The 17308-nt window shown below is 75.7% G+C and carries 12 protein-coding genes; 3 read left to right on the top strand and 9 right to left on the bottom strand.

Translation table 11 applies throughout. The features are described 5' to 3' along the window. Positions 1-22: 22 nt before the first annotated feature. The 6 genes from FHS34_RS18000 to FHS34_RS17975 all read right to left on the bottom strand — a co-directional run bounded on the left by FHS34_RS18000 (position 23) and on the right by FHS34_RS17975 (position 9500). A complete protein-coding gene (locus tag FHS34_RS18000) occupies positions 23-1219 on the bottom strand; it encodes an exo-beta-N-acetylmuramidase NamZ family protein (protein ID WP_184966478.1) in 1197 nt (398 codons plus the stop codon). A 123-nt stretch (positions 1220-1342) separates the two neighbouring features. After that, complete coding sequence (locus FHS34_RS17995; RefSeq protein WP_184966476.1) at positions 1343-3715, bottom strand: glycoside hydrolase family 65 protein; 2373 nt, start codon at positions 3713-3715, stop codon at positions 1343-1345. Next, positions 3712-5835 carry a xanthine dehydrogenase family protein molybdopterin-binding subunit gene (locus FHS34_RS17990; protein ID WP_184966474.1) on the bottom strand — a complete coding sequence of 708 codons (2124 nt, stop codon included), beginning with the start codon at positions 5833-5835 and terminating at the stop codon, positions 3712-3714. The genes FHS34_RS17995 and FHS34_RS17990 overlap by 4 nt, the downstream gene beginning before the upstream one ends. A gap of 18 nt (positions 5836-5853) precedes the next feature. After that, entirely contained in the window at positions 5854-6849 is a 996-nt protein-coding gene (locus FHS34_RS17985; protein ID WP_184966473.1) for an FAD binding domain-containing protein, read from the bottom strand. Beyond that, positions 6850-7386 (bottom strand): 2Fe-2S iron-sulfur cluster-binding protein, encoded by a 537-nt coding sequence (locus FHS34_RS17980; RefSeq protein ID WP_184966471.1) that lies wholly within the window; start codon positions 7384-7386, stop codon positions 6850-6852. A 203-nt stretch (positions 7387-7589) separates the two neighbouring features. Further along, the gene (locus FHS34_RS17975) at positions 7590-9500 is read right to left on the bottom strand and encodes an ABC transporter ATP-binding protein (protein ID WP_184967190.1); all 1911 of its coding nucleotides are present in this window, start codon (positions 9498-9500) and stop codon (positions 7590-7592) included. 168 nt (positions 9501-9668) lie between these two features. Between FHS34_RS17975 and FHS34_RS17970 the strand changes: the two genes are divergently transcribed. Further along, entirely contained in the window at positions 9669-10682 is a 1014-nt protein-coding gene (locus FHS34_RS17970) for a lysylphosphatidylglycerol synthase transmembrane domain-containing protein (RefSeq protein WP_372478580.1), read from the top strand. 45 nt (positions 10683-10727) lie between these two features. Beyond that, a complete protein-coding gene (locus tag FHS34_RS17965; RefSeq protein ID WP_184966467.1) occupies positions 10728-11492 on the top strand; it encodes a crotonase/enoyl-CoA hydratase family protein in 765 nt (254 codons plus the stop codon). A 273-nt stretch (positions 11493-11765) separates the two neighbouring features. Here FHS34_RS17965 and FHS34_RS17960 read toward each other — a convergent pair whose 3' ends face one another. From FHS34_RS17960 to FHS34_RS17950, 3 genes are read right to left on the bottom strand one after another with little or no spacing between them, the layout of a single operon-like run. After that, complete coding sequence (locus tag FHS34_RS17960) at positions 11766-12998, bottom strand: NAD(P)/FAD-dependent oxidoreductase (RefSeq protein ID WP_184966465.1); 1233 nt, start codon at positions 12996-12998, stop codon at positions 11766-11768. Beyond that, complete coding sequence (locus FHS34_RS17955) at positions 12995-14425, bottom strand: FAD-dependent oxidoreductase (protein WP_184966463.1); 1431 nt, start codon at positions 14423-14425, stop codon at positions 12995-12997. Before FHS34_RS17955 ends, FHS34_RS17960 begins: the two co-directional genes overlap by 4 nt. Then, complete coding sequence (locus tag FHS34_RS17950; RefSeq protein WP_184966461.1) at positions 14422-15852, bottom strand: FGGY family carbohydrate kinase; 1431 nt, start codon at positions 15850-15852, stop codon at positions 14422-14424. The genes FHS34_RS17955 and FHS34_RS17950 overlap by 4 nt, the downstream gene beginning before the upstream one ends. A 255-nt stretch (positions 15853-16107) precedes the next feature. Here FHS34_RS17950 and FHS34_RS17945 point away from each other — a divergent pair, with 255 nt between their 5' ends. Continuing rightward, positions 16108-17094 (top strand): hypothetical protein, encoded by a 987-nt coding sequence (locus FHS34_RS17945; RefSeq protein WP_184966459.1) that lies wholly within the window; start codon positions 16108-16110, stop codon positions 17092-17094. Positions 17095-17308 lie beyond the last annotated feature (214 nt).

Genomic DNA, 17308 nt, shown 5'->3' with positions numbered 1-17308 from the left:
ATGCGGCCCCGGCGGGGTGGTGTCATGGGTAGAGCAGCAGGTCGTCGCCGGCCCATCGGCCGGGTGGTGCCGGCGGAGCGCACAGCGGCCGTGGGTCGTCGCCCGCGTCGACGGTGCGCCGCAGCCGGTCGGACCCCCACAGCAGGTCGACGAAGTGGCGGTGGCCGGTGTCCTCCGCGCCTCCGTCGGCGGTGTGCCAGGCGAAGTCGTCCGGGTACAGCCGCCGCAGCACGGCGAGCATCGCGACGGCGGTGCGCACGGGCGCGAACGCCTCGCGGTCGGTGACGTGCAGCTGGACCCCGCGCAGCGGCCGTCCGGCGTGCTTGTGGAAGGCGGGTACGAACCTCAGGTCACGGAAGTGCACTCCGGGCAGCCCGAGTTCGGCGAGCGCGGGCGCGAACCGGGCGTCGACGTACGGCGCCCCGACGATCTCGAAGGGCTGCGTGGTCCCACGGCCCTCCGACAGGTTGGTGCCCTCGAACAGGCAGGTGCCGGGGTAGACGGCGGCCGTGGCGGGCGTCGGGATGTTGGGCGAGGGCGCGATCCACGGCAGGCCGGTGGCCCGCGCGTCCATGGCGCGCCGCCAGCCGGCGGCCTCGATCACCGTCAGTTCCGCGGCGCGGCCCGCCGCCCGGGGCACGGCCGAGGTGTTGAGGTGCAGGGCGAGTTCGCCGCAGGTGAGGCCGTGCCGGACGGGCACCGCCGCGCGCCCGACGAAGCTGGCCCACGCCTCGTCGAGCAGCGGGCCCTCGCTGACGAGTCCGCCGAGGGGGTTCGGCCGGTCGGCGACCACGAACCGGACGCCGGTACGGGCCGCGGAGACCATGAGGTCGAACATGGTCCACACATAGGTGTAGCACCGGGCCCCGACGTCCTGCAGGTCGTACACCAGCGCGTCGACGCCGCTGCCGAGCAGAGCTGCGTCCAGGCGTTCGCCGCCGCACCGGTAGGTGTCGTGGACCGGCAGGCCGGTGGCGGGGTCCGTGCGGGCGGCCTCGCTCTCGCCGGCCTGGCCGGTCCCGTGCAGCCCGTGCTCGGGACCGAACAGGGCGACCAGCCGCACCCCGGCCTCCAGCAGCGCGGGCGCGGCGGGGCGCAGTCCGGGCAGGACGCCGGTGTGGTTGGTCACCAGCCCGAGCCGGCCGGGCCCGGCGCGTCCGGGTGACGCGTGCAGTCGCGCGATCCCGGGCGTCACCGCGGCGCGGTCGTCCGTGCTCATCCTGTGGCCCCGTCTGCCGGTGACATCTCCAAGCGGTGGACGACATTTATGCGTATGTCCGGGAATTTTGCAATGATTCGCCGCCAGTTCGCGTCACGCCGTACACGTATACGACCGAACGACTCAGTCCGGCAGCACCAGCCGGGCCGTCTCCCCCGGCCCCACGGGCACCGCCCGGTCCCGCAGGCGGATGTCGATGGGGGCGCGGTCGGAGGCCGGTACGTCGATCTCCAGCAGGCCGCTGCGCAGGCACAGCCGGACGCCCCAGTGGCCGTGGTAGCGGATGGTGAAGCCGTACGAGGACAGCTCGGGCAGCGGGACCGGGTCGAGGCACAGGGCGCCGCCGCCGGTCTCCAGGCCGGTCAGTCCGCGCTGGACGAGGTCGAGGGTGCCGGCCATCGCGCCGAGGTGGATGCCCTCGCCGGTGGTGCCGCCCTGCAGGTCGGCGATGTCGCCGCGGAGTGCCTCCTGGACGAAGCTCCAGGCGGCGGCGCGGCGGGCGCGGGTCAGGATCCAGCCGTGGACCAGGCCGCTGAGGGTGGAGCCGTGGCTGGTGCGGTGCAGATAGTGGTCGACGGTCGCGGACCAGGTGTGCTCCTCCAGCGGATATCCCAACCGCTGGAAGAGGGAGCGGAGTTCGAGGGGTGAGAAGAGGTAGCCGAGCATCAGGACGTCGGCCTGCTTGGACGCCTTGTAGCGGTTGACGGTGTCGCCCTCCGCCTCCAGGATCCGGTCCAGGCGCCGGATGTCGTCGTACCGTTTGCGGTAGTCGTCCCAGTCCAGCTCGGCCAGGTCGGCGTAGCCCTCGAACTGGCTGATCACCCCGTCGTGGTACGGGACGCGCAGCCGGCGGGAGACCTCCTCCCAGCGGGCGGGCTCGTCCTCGGCCAGGCCGATGTGCTCGGTGAGTTCGCGGCGGCGCGGCTCGGGCAGGCCGTCCAGCAGTTCCAGGGCGCGGGCGAGCACCCAGGCGGCGGTGACGTTGGTGTAGGCGTTGTCGTCCAGGCCCGGCCGGTCCGCGCCGGGGTAGGCGTCGTGGTACTCGTCGGGGCCGACCACGCCCCGGATCCGGTACCGGCGCAGCCGGTCGTCCCAGGTCGCCGAGTCCGCCCAGAAGCGGGCGATCTGCAGGAGCATCTCGGCGCCCTCGCCGTGCCGGAACTCGGTGTCGCCGGTCGCCTCGCAGTACTGCCAGACGTTGTAGGCCACGGCCGAGCCGACGTGGTACTGGAACCGGGAGTGGTCCGGCAGCCAGCGGCCGGAGCGCGGGTTGAGGTGCAGCCGCTGGGTCTCCTCGCGGCCGTCGCTGCCGCTCTGCCAGGGGAAGAGCGCGCCGCGCCGGCCGAGTTCACGGGCCGCGTGGCAGGCGGTGTCCAGCCGGCGGTGGCGGTAGCGGAGCAGTGCGCGGGAGACCTCGGGCAGGTGGAGGTTGAGGTAGGGCAGGACGAAGAGTTCGTCCCAGAAGACATGGCCGCGGTAGGACTCGCCGTGCAGTCCGCGCGCGGGGACGCCGACGTCCAGGTCGGCGGTGTGCGGCGAGAGGGTCTGCAGCACGTGGAACAGGTGCAGGCGCAGGATGCTGCCCGCCTCGCCGGGCACGTCGAGCGCGGTGCGCCGCCACAGCTGCTCCCAGGCCGCGCGGTGGGTCCGAAGCAGTTCCTCGAACGCGGGGGCGGCGGCGACGTGGTCGACGGCCGCCCGCAGCGGGTCGCTGATGGCCGGGTCGTGGGAGGTGTGCAGGGCGACGCACTTGTCGACGGTGACGGTCCGGCCGGGCGGCAGGCCGAGGCGCAGCCGCTGTACGGCGCGGTGGGCCTCGTTGGCGTGGGTGACCGGCACCCCGGCGGTCAGCCGGGCGGCCAGTCCGAGGCGGATGTCGGAGGTGCGGGTGCGGCAGCGCAACCAGACGGTGCCGGGTGCGCTGGTGCCGACGTGGACGTGGGTGAGGTGGCGGCCGTCCAGGTCCCGGTAGCGGGGCACGCCGGAGTTGGTGACGCTGCCGTCGAGCGCGGCCTCCACGTCCAGGTCGAGGGGCCGGCCGGTGACGGTGAACTCGGTGCGCAGGGCGGCGAGATGGGGCTCGTCCAGGTGCACCAGGCGCAGCTGGCGGACGAGGAGCGAGCCGTCGTCGAGGGCGTAGCGGGTGCGGCGCTCCAGCAGGCCGGGGCCGAGGTGGAGGACCTGGTGGTGCTCGGTGACGGCGGCGCTGTCCGGGGTGAGCCAGTTCCCGCCCGCCGGCCGGAAGCGCAGCGGGAGCCAGTTGGGCAGATTGACCATGTCCTCGTTCTCCACCCGGCGCCCGGCGACCTCGGAGGTGAGCCGGTTGTAGCAGCCGGCCGCGTAGGTGCCGGGGTAGTGGACGTCGTCGGCGGTGCACTCGGGCAGCGCCCCGCGGGTGGCGAAGTAGCCGTTGCCGAGCGTGCACAGGGACTCCCGCAGGCGTTCCTCCGCGGGGCGGTAGCCGTCGTACTCCCAGGTGGGACCGGTCACCGTCACCCCTCGCAGAGCAGGCGGGCGAGGATCCGGTCGGGAGTGAGGGGGAGTTCGCGGAAGCGGATGCCGGTGGCGTGGTGGACGGCGTTGCCGAGCGCGGCGGCGGTGCCGACGATGCCGATCTCCCCGATGCCCTTGCTGCCCATGGGGTTGAGGTGGGTGTCGTCCTCGTCGAGCCAGTCGGCCTCGATGTCCGGGACGTCGGCGTGGACGGGCACGTGGTAGGAGGCGAGGTCGGACTCGGGGAAGTCACCGAACGCGGGGTCCAGGGTGCTGTGTTCGGTGAGGGCCATGCCGAGGCCCATGACCATCGCGCCGGTGAACTGGGAGCGCGCGGTGCGGGCGTTGAGGATCCGGCCGGCGGCGAAGACGCCGAGCAGCCGGCGGACCCGGACCTCGCCGGTGACGGTGTCGACGGCGACCTCGGCGAAGTGGGCGCCGAACGCGTGCCGCGCGTAGGGGCTGTCGGCGTCGGCCTCCCCGGTGGTGTCCGCGTGGACCGTCGGGCCCTCCTCGGGGTGGGCGGCGAGCCGGGCGCACGCCTCGTGCACGGCCCAGCCCCAGGAGGCGGTGCCGCAGGAGCCCCCGGCCAGCGGGGCCGGCGGCAGGTCGCTGTGGCCCACCTCGGTGCGCACCCGCTCCAGGGGCACGCCGAGGGCGTCGGCGGCGATCTGGGCGAGGACGGTACGGGCTCCGGTGCCGATGTCGGCCGCGTTGACCCGGACGACGAAGGTGCCGTCGGGCCGGGCCTCGGCGGTGGCGGTGGAGGGGGCGACCTGGAAGGGGTAGGTGGCGGCGGCCACGCCGGTGCCGACGAGCAGCGGGCCTTCGCGGCGCACTCCGGGGCGCGGGTCGCGGCCGGCCCAGCCGAAGCGGCGGGCGCCCTCGCGCAGGCACTCCACGACGTGCCGGCTGCTGAACGGCTTGCCGCTGCCCGGCTCCCGCCGTGGTTCGTTGCGCACGCGCAGCTCCACGGGGTCCGTGCCGAGCGCGTCGGCGAGTTCGTCCACGGCGGACTCCAGGGCGTACATGCCGGGTGCCTCGCCGGGGGCCCGCATCCAGGACGGGCTGGGCACGTCCAGCGGGACCACCCGGTGGGTGCTGAGCAGGGCGGGGGTGGCGTACATGACGCGGGAGACCACCGCGGCGTACTCGACGAACTCCCTCACGTGCGAGGTGTGGGTGGTCACCTCGTGCAGCAGGGCGGTGAGCCGGCCGTCCGTGCCGGCGCCGAGCCGCAGCCGCTGCACGGTGGGGGCGCGGTGGCCGACGACGGTGGGCAGCAGGCGGCGGGGGTAGGCCAGGGTGACCGGCCGGCCGGTGTGCCGGGCGGCGAGTGCGGCGAGGACGACGTCGGGGCGGGGGGTGCCCTTGGAGCCGAAGCCGCCGCCGACGTGCTCGGCGACGACGGTGATCCGCTCCTCGGGCAGCCGGAACAGCTGGGCCAGCGTGGCCCTGACGGTCGTGCCGCCCTGGCTGGAGGTGTACACGGTGAGCCGGTCGCCCTCCCAGTGGGCGGTGGTCGCGTGGGGCTCCATGGGGTGGTTGTGCAGCGGTGGCACGCGGTAGGTGACGTCGACGCGCACGTCGGCGGCGGCGAACGCGGCTTCCGGGTCGCCGTGTTCGACGCGGCCGGGTCCGCCGGCCACCTCGTCCGGCTCGTAGCCGCCGGGGGCGTCCTCGGTGAGGTCGACGTGGTGGGCCTCGGTGCCGTAGGTGACCCGGACGGCCCGGGCGGCGGCGCGGGCGGTCTCGGGGGTCTCGGCGACCGCCAGGGCGACGCACCAGCCCCGGTGCGGCACGTCCGCGCTCCGCAGCACGGCCAGTGTGCCGTCCTCGGGCGCGGCGAGCCCGGCGGCGTCACCGGGGGTGAGGACGGCGAGGACGCCGGGGAGGGCGAGGGCGGCGGAGGTGTCGACGCCGGTGACCCGCCCGCGCGCGACGGCGGCGGGCACGGGCCAGGCGTGGGCGCGGCCGGGCAGGGCGTACTCGGCGGCGTACCGGGCGGCGCCGGTGACCTTCTGGCGCCCTTCCCGGCGCTCGGCGGGTGCGCCCAGGGCGGTTCCGGTCGGGCCCGTCGTGCCGTGGTCCTTGGACGGCGCGGTTCCGGTCGTGCCGGTCATGGGTCCTCCTGTGACGGCTCAGGCCGCTGCCGGGGCCGGGGCGAGACGGTTCAGGACGTCCAGGGCGAGGCCGCGGGCGAGGGGCACCTTGTAGGCGTTGTCCCGCAGCGGCTCGGCGTGCGCGAGTTCGAGGGCCACGGCCCCTTCGAAGGCGGCGGGGGTGGCGGGGGCGCCCAGCAGGGCCAGCTCGGTGTGCCGGGCCCGCCAGGGGCGGTGGGCGAGCCCGCCGAAGGCGAGGCCCACCTGGTCGACGACCCCGTCCTCGACCCGCAGGACGACGGCGACGGAGGCGAGGGCGAAGGCGTACGACGCCCGGTCCCGGGCCTTGCGGTAGGCGGAGGGGACACCGGCCGTGGCGGCCGGGAGCCGCACACCGGTGATCAGTTCGCCGGGGCGGATCCAGGTGTCCCGGTCGGGGTGCTCGCCGGGCAGCCGGTAGAAGTCGGCCACCGGCAGGCGCCGGGTGCCGTCGGTGCTGTACAGCTCGACCTGGGCGTCCAGCGCGGCCAGGGCGACGGCCATGTCGGACGGGTGGGTGGCGATGCACTGGGGTGAGTGGCCGAGGACGGCGTGGTCGCGGTGGACGCCGTCCCGGGCGCCGCAGCCGCTGCCCGGGTCCCGTTTGTTGCAGGGCTTGTCCAGGTCCTGGAAGTAGGGGCAGCGGGTGCGCTGGAGCAGGTTGCCGCCGGTGGTGGCGACGTTGCGCAGCTGCGCGGAGGCGCCGGAGAGAAGCGCCTGGGAGAGGGCCGGGTAGCGGTCCCGGACGCGCGGGTCGGCGGCGAGGTCGCTGTTGCGGACGGTGGCGCCGACGCGCAGGCCGCCGTCGGGCAGTTCCTGGACGGTGTCCAGCGGCAGCCGCCCGATGTCGATGAGCGTGCCGGGCCGCTCGACACCGAGTTTCAGCAGGTCGACCAGGTTGGTGCCGCCGGCGAGGTAGCGGGCGCCCGGGTGGGCGGCGTACGCCTCGGCGGCCTCCTGGACGCTGTCGGGCCTGAGGTATCCGAAGCCGTTCACTCAGATCACGTCCTCGATCGCCTCGACGATGCGGGGGTAGGCGCCGCAGCGGCACAGGTTGCCGCTCATCCGCTCGCGGATCTCGGTCCGGTCCAGCGGGACGGGCGGGCCGGAGGGGGCCGCGGGATCGGTGACGTGGGAGGGGTGGCCGGCCGCGGCCTCGGCGAGCATGCCCAGGGCGGAGCAGAGCTGGCCGGGGGTGCAGTAGCCGCACTGGAGGGCGTCGCGGTCCAGGAAGGCCCGCTGGAGCGGGTGCGGCTCGTCGCCGTCGCCGCCGAGGCCCTCGACGGTGGTGATCTCGCTGCCGTCGAGGGCGACCGCGAGCAGCAGACAGCTGTTCACGCGGCGGCCGTCGACCAGTACGGTGCAGGCGCCGCACTGGCCGTGGTCGCAGCCCTTCTTGGACCCTGTGAGGTCCAGCTCCTCACGGAGCAGGTCGAGCAGGACACGCCGGTGGTCGACGCGCAGGGTGTGGGGTTTGCCGTTGACCCGGAGGGTGACCTCGGAGTGGTGGCCGGGCTGGTGTGCGCTGGTCATGGCGGGGATGACCTTCCGGACGGACGGTGCTGCCGTGCGTTCCGCGTATCCAGCTCACGCCCTGCTCACACGTCCGCGGGCCCTCCGTTCGGATCACGGGCGGTTCTCCGGGCCGGCCGCGTCGCCGCCGGCGTCGGGGATCCCGCGGCGCTGCCGCCGGCGTGACGGCGGACGGGCCGGTGCACCGGGGCGGCGAGCGGCCCTCAGCCGGCCGCCGGGGCCGCCGCGTCCGCCGGGACCGGCCCGGGAGCCGCGCCGTCCCGGCGGCCGAACTGGGTCCGGTGCAGCTCGGCGTACCGGCCGGCCGTCGCCAGGAGCTCCTCGTGGGTGCCGCGCTCCACGATCCGGCCGGACTCCACGACCAGGATCCGGTCGGCGGCCCGGACCGTGGACAGGCGGTGCGCGATGACCACGGCCGTGCGGCCCTCCAGTGCCTCGGTCAGCGCCTCCTGCACGGCCGCCTCGGAGGTGTTGTCCAGGTGGGCGGTGGCCTCGTCCAGGATCACCACGCGCTGGCGGGCCAGCAGCAGCCGGGCGATGGTCATGCGCTGTCGTTCACCGCCGGAGAGCCGGTAGCCGCGCTCGCCGACGACCGTGTCCAGGCCGTCGGGCAGGGACCGCACGACGTCGGCGAGGCGGGCGCGGCCGAGGACGTCCCACAGGTCGTCGTCGGCGGCGTCGGGGCGGGCCAGCAGCAGATTGGCGCGGACGGTGTCGTGGAAGAGGTGGCCGTCCTGGGTGACCATGCCGAGGGTGGCCCGCAGGGACGCGGCCGTCAGGTCCCGGACGTCGGTGCCGCCGATGCGGACCGCGCCCGCGTCGACGTCGTACAGGCGCGGCAGGAGCTGGGCGATGGTCGACTTGCCGGCGCCGGAGGAGCCGACCAGGGCGACGGTCTCGCCGGGTTCGGCGCGGAAGGAGATGCCGTGCAGGACCTCGGAGCCGCCGCGGGTGTCGAGGGCGGCGACCTCCTCCAGGGAGGCGAGGGAGACCTGGTCTGCGGCCGGGTAGGCGAAGCGGACGTCCTCGAACTCGACGGCGACCGGGCCTTCGGGGACCTCCCGGGCGTCCGGCTTCTCCACGATGAGCGGCTTCAGGTCCAGCACCTCGAAGACCCGCTCGAAGCTGACGATCGCGCTCATCACCTCCACCCGGGCCCCGGCGAGCGAGGTCAGCGGGGCGTACAGCCGGGTCAGCAGCAGGGCCAGGGAGACCACCGCGCCGGGCTCCAGGGCGCCGCGCAGCGCGAACCAGCCGCCGAGGCCGTAGACGAGGGCCAGGGCGAGGGCGGAGACCAGGGTGAGGGAGGTGATGAAGACGGACTGGGCGGTCGCCGTGCGCACCCCGATGTCCCGCACCCGGGCGGCCCGCGCCGCGAACTCCGCCGACTCCTCCTCCGGGCGGCCGAAGAGCTTGACCAGGGTGGCGCCGGGGGCGGAGAACCGCTCGGTCATCCGGGTGCCCATGGCCGCGTTCAGCGCCGCCGCCTCCCGCTGCATCCGGGCCATCCGGCTGCCCATGCGGCGGGCGGGCAGCACGAACAGCGGCAGCAGCATGAGCGCGAGCAGGGTGATCTGCCAGGACAGGGTGAGCATCACCGCGAGGGTGAGCACCAGGGTGACCAGGTTGCTGACGACGCCGGAGAGGGTGTTGGCGAAGGCCCGCTGGGCGCCGATCACGTCGTTGTTGAGACGGCTGACCAGCGCGCCCGTACGCGTACGTGTGAAGAACGCGACAGGCATGTGCTGCACATGATCGAACACAGCCGTTCTGAGGTCGAGGATGAGCCCCTCGCCGAGCGTCGCCGACAGGCGCCGGCCGACGATGCCGAGCCCCGCCTCCACGAGCGCCACGAGCGCGATCAGCAGGGAGAGCCGTACCACCGTGCCGGAGTCGTGTCCCGCCACGATCGCGTCGACGACGCGGCCGGCGAGCACGGGGGTCGCGACCGCGAGCAGCGCGGTCACCACCCCGAGCAGCACGAACCGGACGATGCCGGCGCGGTGCGGGCGGGCGAAGGCGGCGATGCGGCGCAGCGTGGCGCGGGCGAACGGGCGACGCTCGGACTGCGCGTTCATCACGCTGTGCAGCTGCGTCCAGGCGGTGGTCTCCATGCTCATGCTGAAGAACGTAGAACCTCAAGCATCGTTGAGGTCAAGGTCCGCGCTTTTTCACCCGCACCGGCGTCCCCGCGTCCGAAGGCCCCGATGACCCTGCCCTGTAAGCCCTCGTCCCCGATTCCGCCACCCGCCGTTGGGACGGCCCGGAAAACCTGTGCGAATGTGACTGCCGTTCCGCTCCCCCCGGTTCCTCCGCTCCCCCCGCTCCCCCCGGTTTCCCGGGGACGGTCCCCGCGGCGGCTCCCCCGCCGCGTCCCGGTCCGCCCGGTGCTGTGCCTGGTGCCGGTCGTGCTCGTCGCGGTGGCCGCCGTCCGGCACCGCTCGATGCTCGCCGAGGGCTTCCGCCAGCTGCGCACGGCGTCCTGGCCGTGGCTGCTCGCCGCGGCCGGTGCCACCTGTCTGACCTGGGTGGCCGCGGCCGTCACCCGGCAGGGTGCGGTGGTCCAGCCGCTGCCGAAGGGCCGGCTGCTGGCCACCCAGCTCGCGGCGGCCTCGGCCAACCACCTGTTGCCCACCGGGCTCGGCGCCGGCGCCGTGAACCTGCGCTTCATGAGCGTCTGCGGGGTGCCACTGGCCCGTTCCTCGGCCGCGCTCGCCCTGTATCTGCTCGCGGAGTGCGTGGGCCGGCTCGGTCTGCTGGCCGCGCTGCTCATCGCCTTCCCGGACGCGCTGCGGCTCGGCACCCTGCTGCCGGCCGGCCCGGCGCTCCCGCTGCTGCTGGGCGCGGCCGGTCTGCTGGCCGTCGCGGGGGCCGTGCCGGTGCTCGTCCGGCCGCTGCGCAGGCGGGTGTCCTCGTTCGTGCGGGACGCCCTGGGCGAGGCACGTTCGGTGCACGCCCGGCCGGCCCGCGCCCTGGCCCTGTGGGGCGGCTCGCTGGCCTTCCCCGCCCTCCAGGCGGCCGGGCTCGCCGCCGTCGGCCAGGCGCTCAGCCTGCCGGTGCCGGCCGCCCACATGGCGCTCGCCTACCTCGCGGCGACCGTCGCGGTGGCCCTGGTGCCGACGCCCGGCGGACTCGGTTCCGTCGAGGCGGCGCTGATCGTGGCACTGATCGCGGTCGGCGGCCCGGCGGCGGTGGCCACGGCGGTGGTGCTGGCCTACCGGATCATCACGGTGTGGGTGCCGCTGGTGCCGGGGGCACTGACGCTGGGGGCACTGGTGCGGCTCAAGGTCATCTGAGGCACAGTGGGCCCTTCGAGCCGCCCCTGGGAGAAGGAGTCCATCGTGCCGGTCCGCGTGGAACACAGGGAGCACGTCACCACGGTCGTCCTGTCCCGGCCGGAGGCACGCAACGCCGTGGACGGCCCTACGGCCGCCGAACTCGCCGCCGCCTTCCGGGCGTTCGAGGCGGACGACGCCGCCCGGGTGGCGGTCCTGTGGGGCGAGGGCGGCACCTTCTGCGCGGGCGCGGATCTGAAGGCGATCGGCACGGAACGCGGCAACGTGGTGGCGGAGGACGGTGACGGGCCGATGGGGCCGACCCGTATGCGGCTGTCCAAGCCGGTGATCGCCGCGGTGGCCGGGCACGCGGTCGCGGGAGGTCTGGAACTCGCCCTGTGGTGCGATCTGCGGGTCGCGGAGGAGGACGCGGTGTTCGGGGTGTTCTGCCGCCGCTGGGGGGTGCCGCTGATCGACGGCGGCACGGTCCGGTTGCCCCGGCTGGTCGGCACCGGCCGGGCCCTGGACATGATCCTCACCGGCCGCCCGGTGCCGGCCTGCGAGGCGCACGCCATGGGGCTCGCCGACCGGGTGGTGCCGGCCGGCACCGCCCGCGCCGAGGCGGAGGCGCTCGCGGCGGCCGTCGCCCGCTTCCCGCAGTCCTGTCTGCGCAGCGACCGGGCGTCGGTGCTGGACCAGGAGGGCCTGGACGAGGAGTCCGCCCTGCGCGCCGAACTCCGGCACGGCATGGGGGCGCTGGCCCGGAGCACGGAGGGCGCCGCCCGCTTCGCGTCCGGTGCCGGACGGCACGGGTCGTTCACGGACCTGTGAGCCGCGGCCGGACACCGGCCACGGTCGCCGACACCCCGGCACGCCCGGAAGAACATCAGCCGCCCTCGCCCCGGCGCACGCTGAAAGACACCGGACACCGGCCGCCCTCCGGTGGCTCGCCGCGGCGACGCCCTCGCGCGGTCCGTGCCCACCCGCGTTCCTCGGGTCCGACCCGGCTACGGCACCCCCCGGCACGACCCGGCTGCGACCCCGCTCGCTCCGTGCCCGTCCGCACCTCCCCCCTCCCCCAGCCCTGCGCGGGTGCGGCCGGGCTCAGTCCGTGCTGACCCGTACCTCCCCGCCCTCGGGGTCGACACGGTCGTGCCAGTGGGCGGGGAGGGTCAGGGTGCGGTTCGGGTGGGCGGTGCCGGGGCCCAGGCGCCGGCGGTGCAGCAGGCGGCCGTCCTGGCGGACGTACAGGACGGGGTGCGGCAGCGGAACGCCGGTGCGCAGGACGTGGCCGCCGGGCCGGGCGGCCGGCGTGACGCGGTTCGGGGCGATCCAGCGCAGCGGCTCCGACACGACCACGGGTACGCCCGGGTCCGGCCAGGGGGCGCCCGCCAGGTGGTCCAGGACCGCGCGGCCCGCCCGGGCGCCCTCGCGGGCCGCGGTGCCGGCGGGCTCCACGGCGTGCAGCAGGTTGCCGGCGGCGAACACACCGGGGCGTGAGGTGTGCGCGGAGCCGTCGACGGCCGGCCCCCGGGTGCCGGGGTCCATGGCGAGACCACCGCGCCGGGCCAGTTCGTGGTCGGGGACGAAGTCGCCCGTGAACACCACGGTGTCGCAGGCGAGTACGGCCGTACGGCCGTCCCGGTGCCGGACGCGGACACCGGACAGCCGCCCGTGGCCGAGGAGTTCGGTGACGGTGGTGCCGGTCAGCAGCGGGATGCCGTGACGCAGCCGGGCGGCCTGGGCGCGGGCGGGGCCGGCCTGGGCGCTGGGGTGCTCCGTGACCAGGGCGACGACCTCGGCGCCGGCCGCGCGCAGGGTGCCGGCCGCCGCGTAGGAGACCTCCTCGGCGCCGGCCACCACCGCGCGGGTGCCGATGTGCTGTCCGAACAGGTGGACCGCCCGCTGGAGTTCGCCGGTGGTGTAGACGCCGGCCGGACGGGTGCCGGGCACCAGCCGGGCGGTGCGGGGGCGTTCGCGGGCACCGGTGGCGAGGACGACCGCCCGGGCCTCGACGGTCTCCGGCCCACCGGGGCCCACCACGGTGAGCACCGGGCCCGCCGCCGCCCAGTCCAGTGCCGTCACCCCGGTCCGCAGCGTGGCGCCGGCCCGCTCGGCGGCCTCCGTGAGCAGGCGGGCGTAACCGGGGCCGGTGAGCGGACGGGTCCAGGTGCCGAAGCCGCCGTGCGCGCAGGTCCTGGGCACTCCGCCGGGCCGCGCCTCCCGCTCCAGCACCTCCACGCGCCCGGCACCCGCGAGGGCCAGCCGCGCGGCGGCGGCGAGCCCGGCGGGTCCGGCGCCGACGACGAGGACGTCGACCCGGCGGGCGGCCGTCATGCCCTGTCCCCTTTTGGCTCCGCCGCGGAGCGTCCCCGTTCGAACAGGTCTCGTACCGCGGCGCCGCAGTAGAACCCCTGGCAGCGGCCCGCCCGTGCCCGGGTGCGGCGGCGCAGTCCCTCCAGGGTGCGCGGCGGGACCGGGCCGGCGAGGGCGTCGCGGATCTCCCCGCGGGAGACGCGCTCGCAGTGGCAGACGAGGGTGCCGTACTCGGGGTCGGCGGCGATGAGGTCGGGCCGCTGGTGGGGGCGCGGGAAGGCCTCGCCGAGGTTGGGCATGGCCACCGGTTCGAGCTCGCGTACCGGGCCGGGGTCGAGTCCGGTGCCAGCCAGCAGGCCGGTGACGTGGGCGGCGATGGCCAGGGACGCGGTCAGGCCGGTGGAGCGGATGCCGCCGACGGTGACGTACGCCTGCCCGGGGTGGGCGGTGATGCGGTAGTCCTCGTGCTCGGTCGCCGCGCGCAGCCCGGCGTAGACGGCGGTGACCTCCTCGTCGAGCAGGGCGGGCAGGATGCGCCGGCCCTGGTCGCGCAGCGCGGCCAGTCCGTCGGCGGTGGTCTCGGTGGCCCGTCTGTCGTGCAGGTCCTCGGCGGTGGGGCCGAGCAGGACGTTGCCGTAGACGGTCGGGGCGACCAGGACGCCCTTGCCGAGGGCGGTCGGTACGGGCAGCAGGATGTGCCGGACGAGGGGGCGGGCGAGCTTGTCGTACACCAGGAGCTGGCCGCGGCGGGGGGTGACGGTGAAGTCCTCGTGACCGAGCGCGCGGTCGAGGGTGTCGGCGTGCAGGCCGGCCGCGTTGACCAGGTGGCGGGCGTGCAGGATGCCCCGGCCGGTGGTCAGCCGGTGTCCGTCCGCCGTCCGCTCCACCGCCCGCACGGGGGTGTCGAGGTGCAGGTCGGTTCCGGCGCGGACCGCCTGGGTGGCGTACGCCAGGGTCGTCGTCCAGGGGCAGAGGATGCTCTCGCCGGGGACGTGCAGGGCGCCGAGCGCGCCGGGGCCGAGGTGGGGTTCGCGGGCGTACAGTTCGCCGGGGCCCAGCAGGACGGTGTCGTGGCAGCCGTTGCGCCCGGCCTTCGCGGCCAGCCCCGGCAGCGCGGCGAGCTGTTCCTCGTCCCAGGCGACCAGCAGGGCGCCGACGCGTTCGACGGGGATGCCGGTCTCGGCGGCGTAGGCGCTGAGCCGCTGGTACCCCTCGCGGACCAGCCGGGCCTCCAGGGTGCCGCGGGTGGCGTCGAAACCGGTGTGCAGGATCGCGGTGTTGGCCTTGGAGGTGCCCTGGCCGACGTCGTCCTGGGCCTCGACGAGGGCGATGCGCAGCCGGGGGTGACGGGCGAGTTCGCGGGCGACGGCGCAGCCGACCACGCCGGCGCCGACGACCGCCACGTCGTACGGCGTCGACGGCAGCGGGCCGTCCGCGGTGACGGTCACGGGCCGAGCAGGGCGGCGACGGCGGTGCGGAAGCCGGCGCGGCGTTCGGCGGCCCGGCCGGCCGGGATGCGGGGCTCGTACACGGCGGCGGGCTTCCAGTCGGGCAGGGCGTCCTCGACGCCGAGCGCGGGGTCGGCGCCGAGGCGGGCGAGGGCGGCGGTGCCGAGCGCGGTGGCGTCGGGCAGCGCGGACACCTCGACGGGGCGCTGGAGCAGGTCGGCCTGGGTCTGCATGAGCAGCGCGGAGCGGGTGAGGCCGCCGTCGACGCGGAGCGTCTCCAGCGGCGCGCCGAGGTCGCCGGCGGCGGCCTCGGCGAGTTCGGCGACCTGGGCGGCGATGCCCTCGCACAGGGCGCGCACCAGGTGCCCGGGGGTGGTGTCGAGGCCGAGTCCGGTGAGGGAGCCGCGCAGGTCGCCGCGCCACCAGGGGGCGGCGAGTCCGGCGAGGGCCGGGACGAAGGTGACGCCGCCGCTGTCGGGAACGGCGCCGCCGACCGGGTCGAGGTCGGCGGCGGAGGAGATGACGCCGAGGTCGGTGAGCCAGCGGACGGCGGAGGCGGCGGTGTACACCTGGCCGTCCAGGCAGTAGCTGGTGCGTCCGGCGAGCCGCCAGGCCACGCAAGCGACCAGGCCGGAGTCGCCGCGCCGGGGGCGGTCGCCGGTGTGCGCGAGCAGGAAGGCGCCGGTGCCGTAGGTGCACTTGGCGGCGCCGGGGCCGGTGACACGCTGGGCGAGCAGGGCGGCCTGCTGGTCGACGATCAGCCCGGTGAGCGGGATCTCGGGGCCGAAGGCCGTGGTCGTCCCCACCGGCCCGGCCGTGTCGGTGACCTCGGGCAGGCGCTCGCCGGCCAGGCCGTAGAGGTCCAGGGCGCGCGGGGACCACTCGGCGCGGTCCAGGTCCAGCAGCTGGGTGCGGCCGGCGGTGGCGGCGTCGGTGACGTAGGCGCCGGTGAGGCGGTGGACCAGCCAGGCGTCGGAGGTGGTGACGACGCCTTCGCCGGTGAGGTGACGGCGGATCCAGGCCATCTTGGGCGCGGCGAAGTACGGATCGAGGGGCAGGCCGGTCAGCCGCCGCAACTCCTCGGCTTGTTCGGCCAGTTCGGCGCAGACGGTCTCGGCGCGCCGGTCCTGCCAGACCAGGGCGTCGGTCAGCGGGCGGCCGGTGGCCGGGTCCCAGGCGAGGACGGTCTCGCCCTGGTTGGCGAGGCCGAGCGCGACGACGTCCTCACCGGCTTCGGCGAGTGCCCGCCGGCCGGCGTCGACGACCGAGTCGTACAGCTGGGCCGGGTCCACCTCGGCGAGGCCGCCGGGCAGATAACGGGGCCGCACCTCGGCGAACCCGGTGCCGAGGACACCGCGTTCCGGGCAGACCACCAGCGCCTTGGTGCCGGACGTGCCCTGGTCGACGGCGAGCACCGGCCCCGTCATCGCGCGCCCTTCGCTCCGGTCCTGAAGATCACCGCGCCAGCCTGCCGCCGCACCGGGTCCGGCGTCAAGGTGTTCCGGCGCTCGGTCAACTCGCCTTGCAGGATGGTTGACTTGGCAACAATGGTACGCCGGAACCTCCGCCTCTATAGTGACCGCCGACCACACGAAGACCGCTCCACCACCGCCCAGGGGAGGGCTGTTGCAACGTCACCCCGCCACCTCGCCCGTGCGCCAGTGGCCGGGGGCCGGCGGCTGATGGCCAGAGACGGAGTCCGCCCCTCCTACGATCCCGCCGGCCCCGACCACGCCCTGCGCTCCGCGCTCCAGGACCTGCGCACCGGCCGCTGGATGGCCATGCGCACCCTGCTCGCGGAGACCACGCAGTGGTGGCAGTGGACCCAGCGCACCCAGGTACTGGCGGCGACGGCCGCCGGCACCGACGTCGTCCGTGCGTGGCTCGCCGAGGAGCCGGACAGTGTCCACGGCGCGGTCATGCACGCCCGGGTCGGCGTGGAGCGGGCGCTGCGGGCCCGGCGGGAACAGCACCGCCGTACCCATGAGTTGTGGATCGAGGCGTGGGACGCCGCCCAGTCGGCCACGGTGGCCGCGCCCGGGGATCCCGTGCCCTGGGTGTGTCTGCTGGCGCTGGCCCAGCTCGATCCCGAGCAGCGCTGGGAGGAGCACCGGGCCGGGCCGCCGGAGCCGATGCTGCCGCCGGGTCCCTGGGGGCTGCTGGCCGAGGCCGGCAAGCGCGACCCGTTCAACCGCGAGGCCCACCACCGGATGCTGCAGTTCCTGTACGCGCGCGGCGGCACGGGACGGCTCGCGGAGGCCGCCGGGTACGCGCAGTGGGCCGCCGGCCAGGCCCCGCCGGGTTCCGCGCTGCACCTGCTGCCGCTGTACGTCCGCGTCGAGCGCTACCGCCGCGACAGCGGGCACGACGCGGCGCTGGACCTGCACTGGGTGGTGGAGGAAGCGGCCCGCGAGGCACGGCGCGCGCTGCGGGACTGGTTCGAACGGACCCCGCCCGCAGAACGCGCGCTGCCCGACCTCAACCACCTGGCCCACGCCCTGTGGGGCTCGCTGCAGTTCCCGGACGCGGCCCGGGTGTTCGAGGCGATCGGCCCCTATTTCACGCCCCCGCCCTGGATGTACCGCACCCGGGACCGGGACCGTGCCGTGGAGATCTTCGTCCAGGCCCGGGACCGCTGTGCGGCCGCCGCGGACGGCTCACGCCCCTGAACGTGCCGGACACCGAGGCGGGGACGCCCGCTCCCGCCCCCGAACGCCCCGTCTCTCCCTCCTGAACCACCCGCCGCACTCCCGAACGCCCCTCCGCACCGCCCTTGAACGCACGTCCGCACCACCGCCGACCGTTCCTCCGCACCACCGCCGAACCCCCTCCGCACCACCGCTGAGCGCTCCTCCGCACCACCCAGCAGGTCCCGTTCGACAA

Origin of the sequence: Streptomyces echinatus (genome assembly GCF_014203595.1) — a bacterium.
Classification (GTDB): domain Bacteria; phylum Actinomycetota; class Actinomycetes; order Streptomycetales; family Streptomycetaceae; genus Streptomyces; species Streptomyces echinatus.
Note: the sequence above shows the minus strand (reverse complement) of the source record. Positions and strands in the feature narration are given on the sequence as shown.